We start from the raw sequence: 17,108 nt of genomic DNA, 5'->3' as shown, positions 1-17,108 counted from the left end.
GTGCCGACTTCGACGCAAACTTGTCTAATTGACGCGGTTCTCGCCGGGGCTGCCACAGGCAGTCCGAAGAGTGGATATACCTTCGCGTATACGCCACAAGCGGATGCTGTCTCTAATTTCACCAATATCAGTTTCGCACTGCACGGCAATCCAGCTTCTCAAGGACAAACCGGCAACCGCTACTTCTACGCAGACGCGAGCGGTGTGATCCGCTTCAATCCTGCTGGAACGGCCGCCAGCACAGACACTCCGCTTCAGTAGTAAGTTGGCGAAGTACCTGGGGGAGGGTACCAGCCCAGAAAGAGACCGGGCAAAAACCCGGTCTCTTTCTTCAAATTAGAATCTCGCAAGCGGGAAGCATCATCGCCAACTCGGCCCTTTCTACAGGCATCGGCCATGCAGAAAAGCCTTACTTTGTTGTACCATGCGTATCTTGATCGTCGAGTCACGTGCCCTCGCAGGAAATAAGGTCTGGTTGACGCCTTTACCTCAAACCTGCGTGCGTAAGTGCTCACCCAAGTGCTCCTGGGTGAGCACTTGCTGGGCAGAAGGCCTATAAAGACCAGATGACCTCCACGACCTAACAGCGAGGCGTTCTTGTTCTGGAAGAACACAAGCTGTCAAAAAAACCTTCACGTTCCCTTTCGAAACGGACGACTCGGAACTGGGTGCATGCGCCGAGGCGCTACTCCCGCTGCTGAATGGCTTCAATATAACGAGAGATCTGATTCAGGTGTGAAAGGTCATGACCGGCCAGCAGTCGCAACATCACGCCCAGCGACTCCGGGCCGCGCTCATTGTGTTGCCCTGTGCGCTGCAAATCCTCCGGTGACGTTCGTCTCCACACTGCCAAATTGAACTGGCGCATCGTCCGAAAGATTTCGACAAGCTCCGACGGCTCACGCTCATTGTGCCGTAGCGCGGCCACCCACAAATCCTGCTTGGTGCCGAGAATAGTAGGGTCGTCCTCGCAAAGAATCAGCCTGAGGCGATACCCATACACCCATTCGCTATCCGTGAGATGGCCGACAACCTCGTTCGGCGTCCACTTCCCGTCAAATGGTCGAGTGCGAAGAACCGCCGCCGCATGCTTGCCCACAATATCGGCCAAGGTAGATGCCGTCTGCGCCAGCACCTCCAAAGGATCTCGGCCTGCCAAGAGGTTGAACATCTTCTCGCGATAAGCCTGTGGAGCGGAAACCCAGAGTCCCGCCTGTGCCGTGGTCATTGCTAACTCCTTCTTTTACGTGTGAAGCCTTTTACTCAATCCTTGTTCTGACGGGTCTGTCGAAGGACCAGAACTCCTATTATGGCTGGAGGACCATATTACAACCCACTGACTCCGTGCTATCCGAATCTTGCGCTCAAAGCAAATTTCTTCAGGGGAGTGGCGCACCTTGTTCTCGCTGACATGCAGCCTTCTTGGCAGTCTCGCCTCCGGGCTCTCGGCGCTGAAGGGGTCTTAGTACGCGCCTACTGTGTCTGATCGTGGCGAACAAAGTACTGCCACTTATCGACGTTCGCCGGAATCGCCAGATCGAAGAATCCTACCATCATCTCTTCGTACGTTTGCCCGCCCCAGCGCACCGTTTGTTCCGGATCGGGATTGTGCGGATTGTTCCTTGAGTTGTCGAACCATGCGATTGCCTGCAGCTTGGTACCGGCTTTCAGGAACCTGGGCTCAGCGAGCTTGTAGCTCATCTGCCAATGAAAGTGGTAGTTCACGCGAAGCAGCGTCTCCATCGTCCCATCCGCATGCACAATGTCGTATTCGAAGCGCTTGCCGCGAAGGTGCATGTGCGGGAAGAAGCTCAGCAGCGTTGCATCGTTCGGCAGTGTGCCGAAGACCTCTACACGAAAGTTGTCGGCCTGGGGAGGAATCACGAAGCTGTGGTTGGTGAGCTGCAGAGTAAGCACGCGCTGCTTTGGCGGTTGCTTCGCGAAAACGATAGCGATGCTCGTCTGATCGGTTGTAGCGTGGCCGTTTGTTGTGTAGTGCATCTGGAAGACCAGGTCCGACCCGGCGGGAATGCATTTTGCCATTCCGTTAGGCCACTGATCTGGCGAGCTGCCGGGAGCATAGACGAGCAGCATGTCGCTGTCGGTAAATAACGCCTGGTGGAGATCCTCGCCGGACGTCATGTCCGACGCGGAGAACGGGCGTCCAACCGGGGCATCGCGCAGCCACTTCGAGCCGGGCGGACGAATATACACCACGGCATGATGCACATGATCCCGGCTCGTCGGACGAATCTCGGAAGCTTGCACCCACTTGTCTCCGGTGAATCCCGTTGCCACGATCTCATAGGTGTACTCGACGTTGCCATGCGCAGGAATCGCCACCGGCTTCGGCATCCCGATCACCAGTTCCGGTTCGGGAATGTTCCAGCCGCGAGTCCAGTGCGGGATCGGCGGAGCGTCGTTTGCATTGCCGGAAGGCGCTCCAGCGTCAGCCCAGGACGCAATGGTGGCAATCTGTTCCGACCTAAGTGAGTTGTCGTTGGAAAAATGTCCAAAGCGCGGATCGGCGAACCACGGAGGCATCATCTTCGCGCTCGTCATCCGCTTCATTTTTTCCGCGTAGCCGTGCGCCTGCGCAAAAGTCACCAGCGGCATCGGCGCAATCTCGCCTCCGCGATGACACACCTGGCAATGCTGCTGCAGGATCGGCAGAACATCCTTGTAGAAGGTGGGAGGAGATGAGCCCGCCAGGACGGAGAAATGCAAACCGGGCGGGAGAGCGAAGATGAGAAGCGCTGCCACACTCGCTAGTCCTGCCCTCCGGAATCTCGCCCCAGCCACGAAAGGGTCCTCGCTCCTAAGACGAGCAACCCACATGCCGTGCCCGAGCATTGGCACAAGAGGTGGACAGCTCCGCATGATGGTAGAGCCAAGCTTATCCGATTGGACATCCCTCACTGCAGAAAACGGCCTTCAAGAAGTAACTGCACGTGCCACTTTGATGAGGAGGCCACGTAGTAGTTTGACTCTATCCGGCTGCCGTCGAGGTCATCTGACATGCCCTGAGGGCGTTTGCGCTGCCTTTTTGCTGATAGCGACATGCCGATTGTGGAGTTCTATGGAGCAGATCACGGCGGAGGCAGAGCGGGTTATGGAGAAAGCTGTGCCAACACTGGACGCAACGTGCGCAACAATTCCACTGTGCCGGCCGGCGCTTTTCGCCAGCGTTGCAAGGGATGTCTCAATCTGATGAAGCTGATCGGCGCAATCACTCAGCACCGTTGAAACAGCAGGACTATTCGGTGTGGACAAGGCAGTCTCGACTTAATGGGAGTTGACACAATTACATCAGAAAGTCACTACACGTGACGAGCAATTCGAGCGCCAAGGTGTGCCAGAGGTTTGCCTCGAAATCGCAGCAATCAATTAGCCAGCTCACCCGCCTTTCGGCGCTCGGGTGCCGCTCATGAACCGGAAGGACCCGAAACCTGGAATGACGTCCTGCTCGTGGATAATGGAAACTCTATTCACCCTCGGATCTTCTGGATGAAACGCAAAATCGAAACCTATCGCACCAATACTCCGCGCTTGCTGATCGTTGTTGTCCTAATCACGGTAGCCGCGTTTGCGCAACAGCCGAACCTGGTGTTGCGCGGCACCGTGAAAGGCGATCAGAACAACACGTACATTGAAGCCCCGTTCGAGGTCCCTGCGAACACGGCGAGGCTCACCGTTCGGTTTCACTACACCGGTAAAGAAGAGCGGACGACGCTCGATATCGGCATTCAGGATCCGCAGCGTTTCCGCGGATGGAGTGGAGGCAACAAGAGTTCGTTCACAATCAGCGCAACCGACGCCACTCCGTCGTATCTTTCGGGAGTAGTGCTGCCGGGGACGTGGAAGCTCTGGATCGGCGTGCCCAACATCAGGCAGAAGAGCGTGGCGTCGTATGAAGCCCAGATCTATTTCGAGCCGGCCGGAGTGGAGAAGGCTCCGGAAGGATTCTCAGAGACGCCCTTGCGCTCGAGTGCAGGATGGTATCGCGGTGATCTGCACATGCACTCCGCACACAGTGATGCTCAATGCAAGAGCCAGAATGGGAACAAGGTTCCTTGTCCCGTGTTTGTCACGCTTCAGGCTGCAACCGCTCGCGGGCTGGACTTCGTGGCGGTTACGGATCACAACACGGTCTCGCACTTCGACGCACTCCGAGAGTTGCAACCCTACTTCGATCGCTTGTTGCTGATTCCCGGGCGGGAGATTACCACCTTTGAGGGACACGCCAACCTCTACGGAAAGACTGAGTTTGTGGATTTTCGTGTTGGGTCCAGCTCGGTTCCCGATATGAGAAGTCTCCTGGTGCGCGATGGTCAGCGCGGTGCGCTCATCTCGATAAACCACCCTGGCGCGCCTACTGGAGAGGCGTGCATGGGCTGTGGGTGGCGTCCGAAGTCAGGAGAGATGAGCCTCATTGCCGCAGTGGAAGCTGTGAATGGGGGCGCGGAAGAGGGTCCGTATTCCGGAATTCCATTCTGGGAACAGCAAGTGAGCGCCGGTTACCGGCCCACCGCGATTGGTGGCAGCGATAATCACAACCCCGAACTCCCCCTGGACAAGCCTGGTTCGGTGGGGAGTCCTACAACCGTGGTGTATGCATCGGAGTTGTCGGTGGCGGGGATCCTGGCGGGGATCCGTTCAGGGCGCGTCTTCGTTGACCTGACCGCGTCCAAAGATCGTGTGCTCGACTTCAGCGCTCAGGCGGGGAGAGCCGGGGTCACAATGGGGGGTACGCTGCGCGCTGGTTCCGGCGAGATCGTCAGCCTGTCGGCTCACGTGCTCGCCTGCACGGGCTCGCAGTTGCGCATCCTGGTCGATGGCCAACCAGACGCTTCGATTCCGTTGGCCGCAATCATGTCGCCCGATCAGACTCTGGCTTTACAGTGGCACAGCGATGGCCACCGGCACTGGCTGCGCGCCGACGTTGTATCCCAATCCGGAAAATTAGAATTGCTCGGAAACCCCGTTTACGTTAACTACTGAGCAGTACCGGCGGCAGAAACAGTCGGGTCCTGCAGACAGCGCGGGCTTGATGTAATAGCGGCCTGGCGCCTCGCCCTTCTTGACTTTGAGCGGGGCCACAGCCGAGAGCGACTCTGCCACGACTTCTGCGAAGATGCTCCTTGTGCCTCCTTTCTTTTCGTGGTACCAGGGTAGTTGTGGGTAGTCAAACAGAATCGGTGCTCGTTTATCGGAAATCTGGAAGACAAGGGGCGAGCCGGCCGTGCAAGCGAAACAGATTCCCTGCTATTTCCCTGCTGATTCCCTGGTCAGTTGCAAATCGCCTGTGTTCATGCGGGTCTCGCGATCAGAAATTTTTTTCACGGGAAAAATTCCCTGCTATTTTCCCTGAGCAGGGAAAATGGAGACTAGGAGAACTTCGTCGCCCGCCAAAGCGTCCACGCACAAGCCACCAGCGAAATTCCGAGAATGACTACGAGAACGCTAAGCCAGTACAAATTCATGGAAATCGGAGGAACCGCTGCCTGGATCCCAAGCCAGATAAAGACACCCACCGCGGAAGCGATGATGAGGTAGTCCCACCAGCCTCGCTCCTTCCGGCGCTCCTCGGCCTGCCCGCGGAATTCAGCTAGCACTCTGTCGTAATTCAGTTTGTAGCGATTGCACTCGGCTAGAACCGCCTCGCTCGTCGAAGAGTGCTCGCCTTGTCCAGCCACAGCCGAACTGATCGACAACGCCCCAAGCACCATAACGACAGAGCCGGCAATGACCAGGATCTTGTGCGTGAAATCCGCGTGCGCCAGTTCTCCAAAGACCAACGCACCCCAGGCCAGACCCCAAAGCTGGTTCGTGTTCGACAGTGGGATACCGCGGCCGATTCCGAGATACTTCACCGCGAATTGCTGGAGCAGGTCGCCGATTACCCAGACGAATCCGCCCAGGAACAACCAGAAGAGCATGGGCCTTACCTCGGGCGAATGGAAGACCGGAGAATTAGTTCCGCCATCCAGAGCGAGGACCAGAGAAATCATGGTCCCCAGTTCACCCAACGTGAATGCGGTTACAAACGAGAGCGGATTCATGCCGCTGATGTAAGCCTTGCGATACGGCACGTACATCGTGCCCCAAAGCAAGCTAGCCCCCGCAGCAGCAATAATTCCGCGGACCGCCGCATGGGGAGTGGTGATCCCGCCCTGGATCGTGCTGAATCCGAGGAGAATTGCTGCAATCACAATGGCGATCGCGCCCAGCAGAACCTTCGCAATAGTTCCGCGATCAGCGCCGCGCAACTCTCCAAACAACGCCCATCCCCAAAATATCCCGATCAAGGAGTTTGCGTTCCACAACGGAAATGCGATAGCGAGTCCAACATCGCGAATCGCAAACACAGTGAGCGTGTTCGCCACTGCCCACAAGGCGCCAGCGACCAGAGCCCAGATGATCAAGTGCTTCTTTTCCATCAGATCGGAAACCACAGAGCGAGTGCCCTTGATCAGTGTAGGAAAGGTCCATCGCGCGGTGAAAACTCCGGCAACCATGCACAACGAAATAGCAAACGGAGATAGTCCAGAGTTGACGAGCTTTGTCGGAGCCTCGGCCGCGCCGAGCCATACACCGGCTCCGAGTCCGCAAATCACGCCGAGGCTGTGGAACGATGCGATTCGTTGAGAGGTATGCGGTTGTGTCGCTGTGCTCATATGTTTGAGGTAAACCCGTGCTCCGCTGTACTGGGAACGCAGATGATGGAGATCAATGCAGTTTCACCAGAAGAGCCACTCCAACTAAGAGGACAACGACGGGCACTAAGAAGTGGATGTCAGTAACAATTGCCTTTGCAACCTCCAAAACGCTCATTTCGCTACGCATGGTTCTCCTTCACGAAAAGAACAGCACGCCAATGTATGGATCAATCACGATCATGTCAATCACAGCCGCGTTGGCGCGCAACTCGATGAATCAAAAGCCTCGGCTGTCGCTTTCGATATCGATTTTTCGATATTGATATATAGTGCGGCCCAGCGAACGCACCATCTTTTTACAAGTTTTTTACCATCATTTACAGCCATTTCGCACGTCGTCCGCTTGATCCAAGTATGTTTTTGACAGATCTTGAGGGACCGTACGAAAGCTGACGGGGTTTTTCGATGAAGAAACCGTTTTGGAATGCACGCACTCGGATGCTACTTACGCTTGAGCTGGTGGCTCTTCCAGCAGCGGCGCTTGTGATATTCAGCGTGCTGCACCTCAAGTCGATCCAACGCGACCGCGCGGTCGAGGCCGCCTTCCAGCGCGACTTTCAGCAGATGCTGGCGATCTCCGAAAAGCGGCTCACAGAACGCGCTTACGAGATGGCGGATGGAGCGAGGCATAAATTCCCCTGTCCTGGAGCGCCGAATGCAGGCCAGGAACTCGAAAAAATCCTCGCTGAGAATCCTTGGGCTGCTCACGTCTTTATCTATGACAAGCTGACAGGAACGCTGGTTCGGTCTCAATCCGGAAAGATGGAGGATCCCGAGACGCACCCGGAAGGCACAAAGCTGCAGAACGAAGTGCAGATCTGGTTCAACATCGAGGCAGAGATGTTCTTGACGAAGCTCCGCAAGATGCAGCTTAAGGGCGAGAAACCGTACTTCGCCTTCTCATACCCGACCTTGAAGGGTGAGAAACATCCGTATCAAAACGTGGTTGTATTCCCCATCGATGCCGCGGGTAAAGATCGCATCACCCTAGGCGGCATCTGTTTCGATTCTGTTTATCTGCAGCGTGAATTCTTTCCAGACACTCTGAAATCCATCATGGCAGATACCGAAGCCGATGCTGGGCGTGATAGTTCCCACCCAAAGATCGGGATCATGCTCCATCAATATAGAGATTGGGAGTCCCTGGCCGCGTCCCCGGCATGGGACGGTGGGGAACCAGAAGTCGAGCGCAAACTTGAAGGCGCGTTTCCCGAGCTGGTACTGGCCATCAAATACCAGGGCACAACCATCCAGGCGATTTCGGAGCGTTTCCTAAAGACGAGCTACATCATCCTCGGCAGTATTTCGCTGTTGCTTCTCAGTGGACTGTATTTCACTTATCGCAGCGTGAACAAGGCTATGGAACTGGCGAAGTTGAAATCTGACATCGTTTCGAATGTCTCCCACGAGCTGCGCACGCCATTGTCCCTGATTCGCCTCTACGCTGAAACTCTGGAGTTGGGACGCATACCCGAACAGACGAAGCAGCTCGAGTACTACAAAATAATCCGCAAGGAGAGCGAGCGGCTTACTGCGCTCATCAATAACATTCTCGACTTCTCGCGTATTGAAGCCGGCAAGAAGGAATACGAGTTTCGCGACACCGATCTCTCGTCGCTGGTGCGCAGCACGCTCGATGCTTACCGTTACCAGATCGAGCAGAATGGGTTTACCTACGAGGAGTACATCACTGACGAGTTGCCGCCTGTGCGAGTCGATCGCGAGGCGATCGCGCGTTCGCTTCTGAACCTCGTAAACAATGCGATCAAGTATTCAAATCAGGAAAAGTACCTGGCCGTTAGTCTTTATCGATCCAATGGATCGGTGAAGCTGGATGTTGTCGATCATGGAATCGGAATACCCCGGGCGGAACAACACAAAGTCTTCGACAAGTTCTATCGAGTGTGCGACCCGCTCTGCCACGAGAACAAGGGAAGCGGTCTCGGACTGTCTCTAGTGCGGCATATTGTTCAGGCGCACGGAGGAGAGGTTTCGGTCGAGAGCACGTCGGGTAAAGGAAGCAAGTTCTCGATCGTTCTGCCGCTTCAGGCAGCAATCAAGCCTGCTCAGACGGCAGGGACTGCAAGCGAACAGGTACATACGGTGGGGGCATGACCAAAATACTGATAGTTGAAGACGAACCAAATATGGTCGCAGGATTGCGCGACAACTTCGAGTTTGAAGGGTATGAAGTTCTCAGCGCATACGACGGATCGGAAGGACTCGAGAAAGCATTAGCTCACTCTCCCGATCTGGTACTCCTCGACGTGATGATGCCGAAGATGAGCGGCCTCGACGTCTGCAAGCAACTTAAAGCCAAGCGGCCTTCAATTCCCATCATTATGCTCACGGCGCGCGGCCAGGAGATCGACAAAGTCGTCGGCCTCGAACTCGGAGCAGACGACTACGTAACCAAGCCGTTTTCGATTCGGGAGCTGGTCGCGCGGGTGAAGGCCGTTCTTCGCCGCAGCCACACGCTGCCCAAAGAACATGATCGATATTCCTTCAGCGATGTGGAAGTCGATCTTCGCGCTTGCCGTATAACCCGCGCCGGCAACGAGATCGAATTCTCTGCAATGGAGTTCGAGCTCTTGAAGTATTTCATTTGCAATGCGGGCGAAGTCCTGAGTCGTGAACGCCTGCTCGAGGATGTCTGGGGATACGAGAGGTATCCAACGACGCGAACTGTGGATGCACATCTGGTTCGTTTGCGTCAGAAACTTGAACCCAGTCCGGAACAACCGCGTTTCTTTCTCACCGTTCATGGAATGGGATATCGGTTTGTCGGTTGACCTAAGTTGAGGGTTGAAAGCAATGGCTTCCGCTGCAACACATCGAATCACAAAGAGTGATCCTACAAATGCGGCAGTCTGGTTGGAGCACGCGAGTTCGCTCTCGAACGCACCCGCCTCTGGGCGCCCGCAGAAATCGCAGGAGTGGAATTCCGCTCTAAATCTGGACGAGGTTAGCGCGCTCTACAAAGAAGTCTTCGAAGCGCAGCAAGTGCAACGCAGGCTTAGCGGAGCACGCAGGCTACAGCGTGGACAGTTCGAAATCGCGACAGAGATCTTTCCCGTCCAGCATTTTTCTGGAGACTTCGTCTGCATATTCGATCAGGGTGATTCCACAGTCATCGCGTTGGGAGACGTTGCGGGCAAAGGGCTGACCGCCGCCATGTGGTCCACACACGTGATGAGCCTGGTCCGCAGCTGTTCTGCTTCACTTGACGCCCCCGGCTCGATTGTGTCAGCCATCAATCAGAATCTGTGCACAGTGGGTTCGGGCGTACCGATCACGACTATGTTCTTTGCCACGCTTGACTGGCAACGGAACGAACTCACATATTCCAACGCCGGACATTTCCCGCCGTTCATCAGACGGGGCCACAGCGGAGTAGAACGCCTTTCAGTCGGTGGGCCGGCGCTCGGGGTGATTCCTTCCTCCAAATTCGATCAGAAGTGCATTCGGCTAGCCCCGTCCGACCTGTTTATCGGCTATTCCGACGGACTAATTGAATGCCGAAATTGCGACGACGAGGAATTTGGCATCGAGCGATTGCTCGCTCAAGCGAAGCACTCGCGCAACTTGTCTGCCGGCAAAGCTTTGTTTTCGATCATTGCCGCAGCTCAGGACTTCGCGCATGGAGTCCAACGAACCGACGATCTGACTCTGCTAGTCGTAACCGGAGCATCGTCAAGGTAAGCATGTGATGCGATCACTTGAGGCGAAATTTCGGACAGGAACAGCAGGCGGTACCGCTTCAGGCCCGCATCCTGGTGTTGCGAGCCTCTCCTACGTAACCGACGACACGGTGTTGGTCCGGCAGGCACAGGCAGGCCGCTGGGAAGCCTTCACCGAAGTGGCCAGTCATTATGATCGCGCAATCTTGACGTTGGCCTTAAGGTTGACCGGTTCGGAACGTGAGGCTCGCGACTTATTTCAACAAGCGTTGCTGCAAACGTACCGGGAGCTGCGCAATTACCGCTTTCAATGCTCCTTTTACTTATGGATCTATCGGATCGTCGTACGCACTTGCATGGAGTTCTTAAGCAGACGAGTCCCAAATAACGTCACCCAAGCCTCGCAACTCCAAGGAGCACTAGAGCAACTATCGCCTCGAGAGCGACTTGTGTTGGAGCTGAAGCAGTATTTCGGATTGAAGCTCGACACGATCGCAGCCATTATGGGAATTGACGAGGCAGCCGCACGCAACATCCTGGTGCGCGCAACCTTGGCGTTGCGACTCGAGCTAGAGGAACATGCAACGCACTAAATGTATTGCATCCCTCTCGGATTTACGTGGTCCCGCCGCTTCAGACGCGTACATGATCCGCAAATTTGACACGCGCCTCGTGATCAATGGCGTAGTTGCCCATTGCGACCGTGACACCGCAATTCCAGGCAACCTGCTCGTCAGCCTTCGGACGTCGGTTGTTGCGAATGCTGTCGATAAATGAATTGCAAGCCAGAAAGTCTGGATTGCCCTGCGTTCCAGCCGGAACGGTGAGCGGGCGCCCCTGGCCTCGATAAGGCAGCTCGGCGCGATAGCTTGCGCCGGTCACGACTCCGTGTTCAACTGCCAGCCCTTCTGGTACTGCTGAAGCACCTGTGTTGGGTTCGTAGTAGTAGGTGCCATCCGCCTCCGTCAGAACAATGCTTCCGCCGGTACCGCATACCTGCACCTGGCAGCCAACAAATCGGTTGGTAGTAATCGCGCTGAAAAACAGAGTCTTTCCACCCGGGTAACGGTACGTGACTTGGACGTTGTCCGCAGTTTCGCGGCCGTCTTTCCAGAAGTCGACTCCGCCGCTGCCAACTACCGATTCGGGAATGGCACCGAACACCTCATTTGCGAAGTTAATGTGATGCGATCCAAGTTCAGCAACGAGGCCACCGGAGAACTCCCGATACAGCCGCCAGTTAATCAACCGTTCGAGCTTCGGATCATTGTTAGGAACAGGCCGTCGCCAGCTATTGTTGCGGTGCCAATATGCATAAATCTGCGTGACTTGGCCGATCTTCCCTGAGTTGATCAGCCGGATCGCTTCGCGGTACCAGGGAGCATAGTGATATTGCAGCCCAATTTGGTAATGCCGGCCGCTCTTCTTCACTGCCTGCAGCATCTGGCCGCACTCTTCCACCGTGAGGGCCATGCTCTTCTCGCCATAGACATGATGACCGCTGTCTAGAGCGGCGGTCACGTGCTCGGAGTGTAGCGACAAAGGCGTGGAGACGATGACGGCATCAATGTCTTTCGCAGTCAGCAGTTCGTGGTAGTCCTTCAACGCCCGCGTGTTCTCGCCAGTAATCTTGCGTGCCTGACCCCATCGCGGCTCATAAATGTCGCACAGCGCTCCGAAGCGCACTCCAGGCACTCGCAAGAACGTCCGCATCAGTTGTTGCCCGCGGCTGCCCGGACCAATGATTGCCAAGTTCACCTGATCGGATGCCGGCAGTTTCGTCGCAGCGCTTTGCTCTGCAAAACTCGACGCAGCTAATGCCGCCGCACCTCCCATGAATTCTCTTCGATTCATCGTGTCCCGTTTCCCTCTCCTGCCGTTACGCAGTGATCGGCTGTTCGGCAAAGCCGCCCCGGCCAGTGCCACTGCTCGAAATGCGGTTCGTTGATGTTATTCGTGATCCAGATGGCGCTCGTATTCGGCATTGATTCGAGCAACTTCCCGCCTGCGGTTGGACCCATGACAAACATCGCGGTAGATAGTGCGTCGCTCGCAGTGCCGGTAGGAGCAATCACGGTAGTCTGCAGCGTCCCTTGCACGGGTTCCCCGGTCCGCGGATCCATGATGTGACAGTAAGTTCGTCCATTCAGACGAAAGAACTTTTCATAGCTGCCTGAAGTCGAAAGAGAATTATTCCGCAGAACTACTTCCGATACCGCGTGCAAACGATCTGCCGGGCGCGGCACTATCACTTTCCATCCCTCTTTGCCCGGCGGTGCACCGAGAGCGTAAAGCGTACTTGAACCGGCATCGACGAGCGCTGCCTTCACTCCGGCATCGCGCAAGATATCGATCACGCGATCAACCGCATAACCTTTACCAATGCCGCCCATGTCGAGTTCCATTCCAGGAACGTCGAATTCGACCGTGCGTTGCGCCGGATCGAGCTTCACTTTATTCCAGCCAACGCTCCACCGTGCATGTGAGAGCTGCGTGCTAGTGGGGTAATGACCGCTCTGCTTGAAAAAGCCCCACGTCCGCATGAGTGGGCCAACAGTGATGTCGAATGCTCCGTCGCTTCGCCGGCTGTAGTCAAAGGATGTTTGCAGCAGCTTAAACACCTCCGGATCAGTCGTCGTCGCGGTGATTGCCGCGAGACGATTGATTCGTGAGAGTTCACTGCTTTCCCGATAGTTGCTAAGCGCTTCCTCGACTCGCTCAATCTCATCAAAGGAGGCTTCTAACTCCTCGTCTGCCTTTGCTTGATTGGGAGCGTACAGATAAATCGTGAATGTCGTTCCCATCGCCCCGCGCGACTTCGAAAACAGCTGCTCCTCGGCGGATTGGCTAATGCCAGGCTGACCCAAAGCAAAGCACAGAAATGTCAGGAAGAAAGTGCGGTTTCGAAGAGTGGAACGAGATAGCATCCTTGATTACAAGACTACAAGACATAGCCTGAGAGCCTGCGAGCATCCACTCACAATAGTCGTCCGAGTTTCCGCGGCGGTGCCGGAGCGAATAGCCTTTTTTTGACCTCGCCCTCAACCTCGTGCCGCGTCTCGCGGCACGATGCGATGTGAGCTCGGCACTTGGTGCCGGGAACGAGCAATCTGATTCGAGCCCTGTAGGGGCGACACTCCAGGTTATGCGCCGCCCCTCAAAGGGGCTCAATTTTACTGGCTCTTTCCCGGCAGCTTCCGTCGGGCTCAATTCACCTTGTGCCGCGAAACGCGGCACAACTTGAACGTTGCAAGAAAAAAGCCTCGAGTTCTTGAGTCCCTGGGCAAAAAAAAAACGGGAGCCTTACGGCTCCCGAAATTGAGACCAGTTTGAAGCTGATTAGTTCACTAGAAGGTGACCTTCGCCGCAAGCTGTATTGTGCGGGCATTATTGGGGAAAACCAAGTTCGGTTGATTGAAGGTTGATGAATCGGGAGTGAGGAAGTTGCGTGTGGTTGTGGTAGTGAAATCCAGAGGCCTTCCGATCAGACTGACTGAGTTCGCCTGATTGATGCTTCCGGGAATGTATTGCGAGTGATTGAACACATTGAACGCCTGGGCCATAAACTCGAAGCCAAGTCTCTCGGTAAAGTTCAAACGTTTCACCAAGGTCAGGTCCCAGTTATTGGTCCGCGGCAACGAAAGTGTATTCCGGCTTGTATTTGCGAGAGCTCCGCTGCCCGCAACGACGTAGCGAGCGTTAGGATCGTTCGCTACATAGCCGACAACGGCACCAGAGGAGTTCTTCAAAGCAGTAACACCGGTGCCCGTCGCAGACTTTGCGCTTGGATTGAAGATCACCCGGTCAGTGAAAGTATCACCATCGAGATTTGAGTCCGAGGCACTCTGGACGGTCGCAAACTCAGGTGACTCAAATGTGTAGATCGGTGCGATCTCCCAATTGCCAACCAAATTCTTCATCACCCAATTGGATTGCTTAAAGAATGGCAGGTCGTAGATTGCGCTGATCGTCAGACGATTTCGGCGATCCAAAGCAGAAGTGCTCCGATCGAATCCGACATGCTGGTTATCCTGCGGACGACGAGGAGTCAATACAGTAGAAAACACATCGGCCGTGCTGTCATCAATCAGATGACTCCATGTATAGGAGAGGTTGAGATATAGACCACGCTCAAAGCGTTTTACAACAGACGTGGCCAATCCATGGTAGATCGAGCTCCCAAACGGTTGGAAAGAAGTGATATTGCTGCTGAATCCCGCTGCTGAATAAGCTGGCACGCGGCTAGGCCGGAACGCTTTTACTTGATCCAGAGTCTTCATCGAATTTAGAACAGCCTGCGACGGAACTGATGACGGATTCAGGAAGGTTGGGAGAAAATTGTCCAGTCCAACAACGGATTGGCGATTGAGGCGATCCTGTACGGGAAGATGGATACCGCGGGTTCCCAGATATCGCGCTTCCACGGTGTATGACTTTGCCAGGACATGCTGAACACCGAGAGTCCACTGCTCTGAATAGGGCAGTTTCTGATCGGGAACAAAAGCCGCAGTTGCTGCCCGCTGTGCAGCCACAGTTGGAAAAGTCTGCAGTCCGCCTGTTCCTGGTGGCAGGCCTCCCGTGGCCAGGAAGTTCGGCGTGGAGACGCTCGTGTCTACATCCTGCGTGCCGCTGAACTGCGGGGGGAAGGACAGGGTACCAAGATTGTCATAAAGCACGTCATACGACATTCCAAAGCCGCCACGAACCGACGTATTGCCGCTACTTCCGGGTGAATAGGCGAAACCAACGCGGGGAGCAAAATTCTTGTATTGCGGCTGTGGTTCCTTGAAATCAATCAGCCCAGGAACACTGGCAGCAGAATTCAGGGCCTGCGTACGCTCGCCGGTTGGAACCGACGTAAACTCCCACCGCAATCCGAGATTCACGGAAAGATTTGGAGTCACGCGGTAGACATCGTTACCGTAAGCGTAAATTGCGCTTTGATCTCCGTAGTAGAAGAAGTTGCCAGTGCTTCGCTCACCGAAGTCGTCCGGACTCAAGTCATGTAGAAACACATCGAGCCCTGTGTAGAAGTAATCGCCACGCTGCCTCTGCGTGAAGGATTGAGGCGAAATGAATTTTCGGCCTTCCAAGCCGAATTTGAGGTTGTGATTGCCCTTGGTCCAGCTCAGGTTTTCTACTGCCTGATACATGTTCTGAACGGTACTTTGTGGGCCATTCGGATCGGGACCGATGTTTACATTGAAACTGTCAATCGTAATATTCGGAAATTGATCCAGACCCGGATATTGGAACTGCGTCGGTACATTAATGAACTGTGAAAATCGATTGTACCCAATTCGGAACTCATTGTTTATGTTCGGTGTGAAATTGTGGTACTCACTCAACGTAACCAAGTGAAAACGCTGCGGCTCGATGTTGAAAAATACCGGTAAGGAGGCAGATGAGTCCAGGCCGTTAACCTTGTTGTAGATGTAGCGCCCGCGGAGCTGATCCCTGTCGGAAATATTGAAATCTACGGCGTTGGTCGAGTAGTGCTGATTGGTGAAGGTGCTGCCGGTAATTGGCACCAGCGCGACCGGAATATTCGTCGTTCCACCAGGAGCTCCGGCATTCGTAATAGGTTCAGTAGGTCCTGCGCACGCGACCCCTGCCGTATCAGGAATCGTGCCCGCCGGAACATACTTCTGGAACTGCTGCAAGTTGGTTTTCGAGAGCCCCGCAATACCGTTCAACGTTGCATTCCCGGCCGCTGTGGGGGCGCACACCTGTGAAGATATCCCGTAGGCGACGGGATTGTATTCGTAATTAGTGAAGAAGAAGAGTTTGTCGCGAATGATCGGGCCGCCGACCTGGCCCCCCACACGGTTCTGATCATAACGTGGGTTTTCCTTGTTCCCATTTCGAGCGGTAGCGGCATCAATAGCATTCAAATTTCGATTCTGGAAGTATTCATATACACGTCCATGGAAGCTATTGGTTCCATTTTGGATTACCGTATTGAACTGACCACCAGACGAGTGTCCGAACTCCGGACTGTACTGGTTTTGCAGCACAGAAAAGTTCTGCACCGCATCGTTGGGAATGAAGACAAGCGGTCCCGTAATCGCCTTGTTGTTATTGTCCACGCCTTCGATCGTGAAATTGTTGTTGCGGGGCCGCTGCCCGCCGACCGTCGGCCCCACTCCAAGTCCGATTCCTCCTGAATTAGCAACTCCTGGATTAAGCAGTGAAAGATTAATCACTCCAACGCCAATAGCAGCCGTAGGGAGGTCCTGCGTCTGCTTAATTTCATAGTTTGACTGGATTTGTGGCGTCGTTGTATCGATCGTCGTGCTTTGTGCAGTTACTTCGACCGTCGTAGTGCTAGTACCGACCTGCAGAGTGACGTTGGCAGTCGCCGTTTTGTTCAATTGAACTGCAACATTTGCCAGGCCGCCCTTCAGGCCGGTTGCCTCCACATCGATGGTGTAGTTGCCAATGGGCAAATTTGTAAACCGATACTCACCATTGGCGTTGGTTCTGCCAGTGCTCTTAATACTGGTTGCGGAATTAGTTGCCGTAACTGTCGCATTGGGAACTACTGCCCCGGTGGCATCAGTCACCGTCCCCACCAAATCACCGCTGATCGCCTGGGAAAATCCAAGACTTGCGAGCAACAGAACGATTGCCGCTCCGTACGATACGAACTTTACTAGCTTCACAGCACACCCCTTCGTATGATCGTTGAAAGTTCGGGCTGGCCTTC

At 54.9% G+C, this 17,108-nt stretch carries 13 protein-coding genes; 7 read left to right on the top strand and 6 right to left on the bottom strand.

Features of this window, described 5'->3' with window-relative positions; genetic code table 11:
- Positions 1-261: hypothetical protein (locus tag VNX88_10020; GenBank protein HWY68992.1), on the top strand; the 261-nt coding region annotated here is incomplete at its 5' end.
- 424 nt (positions 262-685) lie between these two features.
- On the opposite strand, the gene VNX88_10015 is transcribed toward VNX88_10020, so the two are convergent.
- Complete coding sequence (locus tag VNX88_10015; GenBank protein ID HWY68991.1) at positions 686-1,228, bottom strand: DinB family protein; 543 nt, start codon at positions 1,226-1,228, stop codon at positions 686-688.
- Between the two features lie 245 nt (positions 1,229-1,473).
- Complete coding sequence (locus VNX88_10010; protein HWY68990.1) at positions 1,474-2,763, bottom strand: hypothetical protein; 1,290 nt, start codon at positions 2,761-2,763, stop codon at positions 1,474-1,476.
- A gap of 297 nt (positions 2,764-3,060) precedes the next feature.
- On the opposite strand from VNX88_10010, the gene VNX88_10005 reads away from it, so the two are divergent.
- Together VNX88_10005 and VNX88_10000 are read left to right on the top strand one after the other, a co-directional pair.
- The gene (locus tag VNX88_10005) at positions 3,061-3,246 is read left to right on the top strand and encodes a hypothetical protein (GenBank protein ID HWY68989.1); all 186 of its coding nucleotides are present in this window, start codon (positions 3,061-3,063) and stop codon (positions 3,244-3,246) included.
- 261 nt (positions 3,247-3,507) lie between these two features.
- A complete protein-coding gene (locus VNX88_10000; protein HWY68988.1) occupies positions 3,508-5,001 on the top strand; it encodes a CehA/McbA family metallohydrolase in 1,494 nt (497 codons plus the stop codon).
- Positions 5,002-5,387: 386 nt separating this feature from the next.
- On the opposite strand, the gene VNX88_09995 is transcribed toward VNX88_10000, so the two are convergent.
- Positions 5,388-6,677, bottom strand: coding sequence for a GRP family sugar transporter (locus VNX88_09995; GenBank protein HWY68987.1), 1,290 nt, complete (start codon positions 6,675-6,677; stop codon positions 5,388-5,390).
- 447 nt (positions 6,678-7,124) lie between these two features.
- Here VNX88_09995 and VNX88_09990 point away from each other — a divergent pair, with 447 nt between their 5' ends.
- Genes VNX88_09990 through VNX88_09975 form a run of 4 tightly spaced genes read left to right on the top strand, consistent with a single transcriptional unit; the run spans position 7,125 to position 10,992 of the window.
- A complete protein-coding gene (locus VNX88_09990) occupies positions 7,125-8,834 on the top strand; it encodes a HAMP domain-containing sensor histidine kinase (protein ID HWY68986.1) in 1,710 nt (569 codons plus the stop codon).
- Positions 8,831-9,511 (top strand): response regulator transcription factor, encoded by a 681-nt coding sequence (locus tag VNX88_09985; GenBank protein HWY68985.1) that lies wholly within the window; start codon positions 8,831-8,833, stop codon positions 9,509-9,511. The genes VNX88_09990 and VNX88_09985 overlap by 4 nt, the downstream gene beginning before the upstream one ends.
- Positions 9,512-9,533: 22 nt before the next feature.
- A complete protein-coding gene (locus VNX88_09980) occupies positions 9,534-10,421 on the top strand; it encodes a PP2C family protein-serine/threonine phosphatase (protein HWY68984.1) in 888 nt (295 codons plus the stop codon).
- A 7-nt stretch (positions 10,422-10,428) separates the two neighbouring features.
- The gene (locus VNX88_09975; protein HWY68983.1) at positions 10,429-10,992 is read left to right on the top strand and encodes a sigma-70 family RNA polymerase sigma factor; all 564 of its coding nucleotides are present in this window, start codon (positions 10,429-10,431) and stop codon (positions 10,990-10,992) included.
- Between the two features lie 40 nt (positions 10,993-11,032).
- Here VNX88_09975 and VNX88_09970 read toward each other — a convergent pair whose 3' ends face one another.
- The 3 genes from VNX88_09970 to VNX88_09960 form a co-directional block, all read right to left on the bottom strand.
- Positions 11,033-12,253, bottom strand: coding sequence for a Gfo/Idh/MocA family oxidoreductase (locus tag VNX88_09970; GenBank protein HWY68982.1), 1,221 nt, complete (start codon positions 12,251-12,253; stop codon positions 11,033-11,035).
- Positions 12,250-13,203, bottom strand: a complete 954-nt coding sequence (locus VNX88_09965; protein HWY68981.1) for an FAD:protein FMN transferase — start codon at positions 13,201-13,203, stop codon at positions 12,250-12,252. Before VNX88_09965 ends, VNX88_09970 begins: the two co-directional genes overlap by 4 nt.
- A 543-nt stretch (positions 13,204-13,746) precedes the next feature.
- Positions 13,747-17,064 carry a carboxypeptidase regulatory-like domain-containing protein gene (locus tag VNX88_09960; GenBank protein HWY68980.1) on the bottom strand — a complete coding sequence of 1,106 codons (3,318 nt, stop codon included), beginning with the start codon at positions 17,062-17,064 and terminating at the stop codon, positions 13,747-13,749.
- Positions 17,065-17,108: the final 44 nt, after the last annotated feature.

This window comes from Terriglobales bacterium, assembly GCA_035567895.1.
Classification (GTDB): domain Bacteria; phylum Acidobacteriota; class Terriglobia; order Terriglobales; family Acidobacteriaceae; genus Gp1-AA112.
This window is presented reverse-complemented; position numbering and strand designations above follow the sequence as displayed.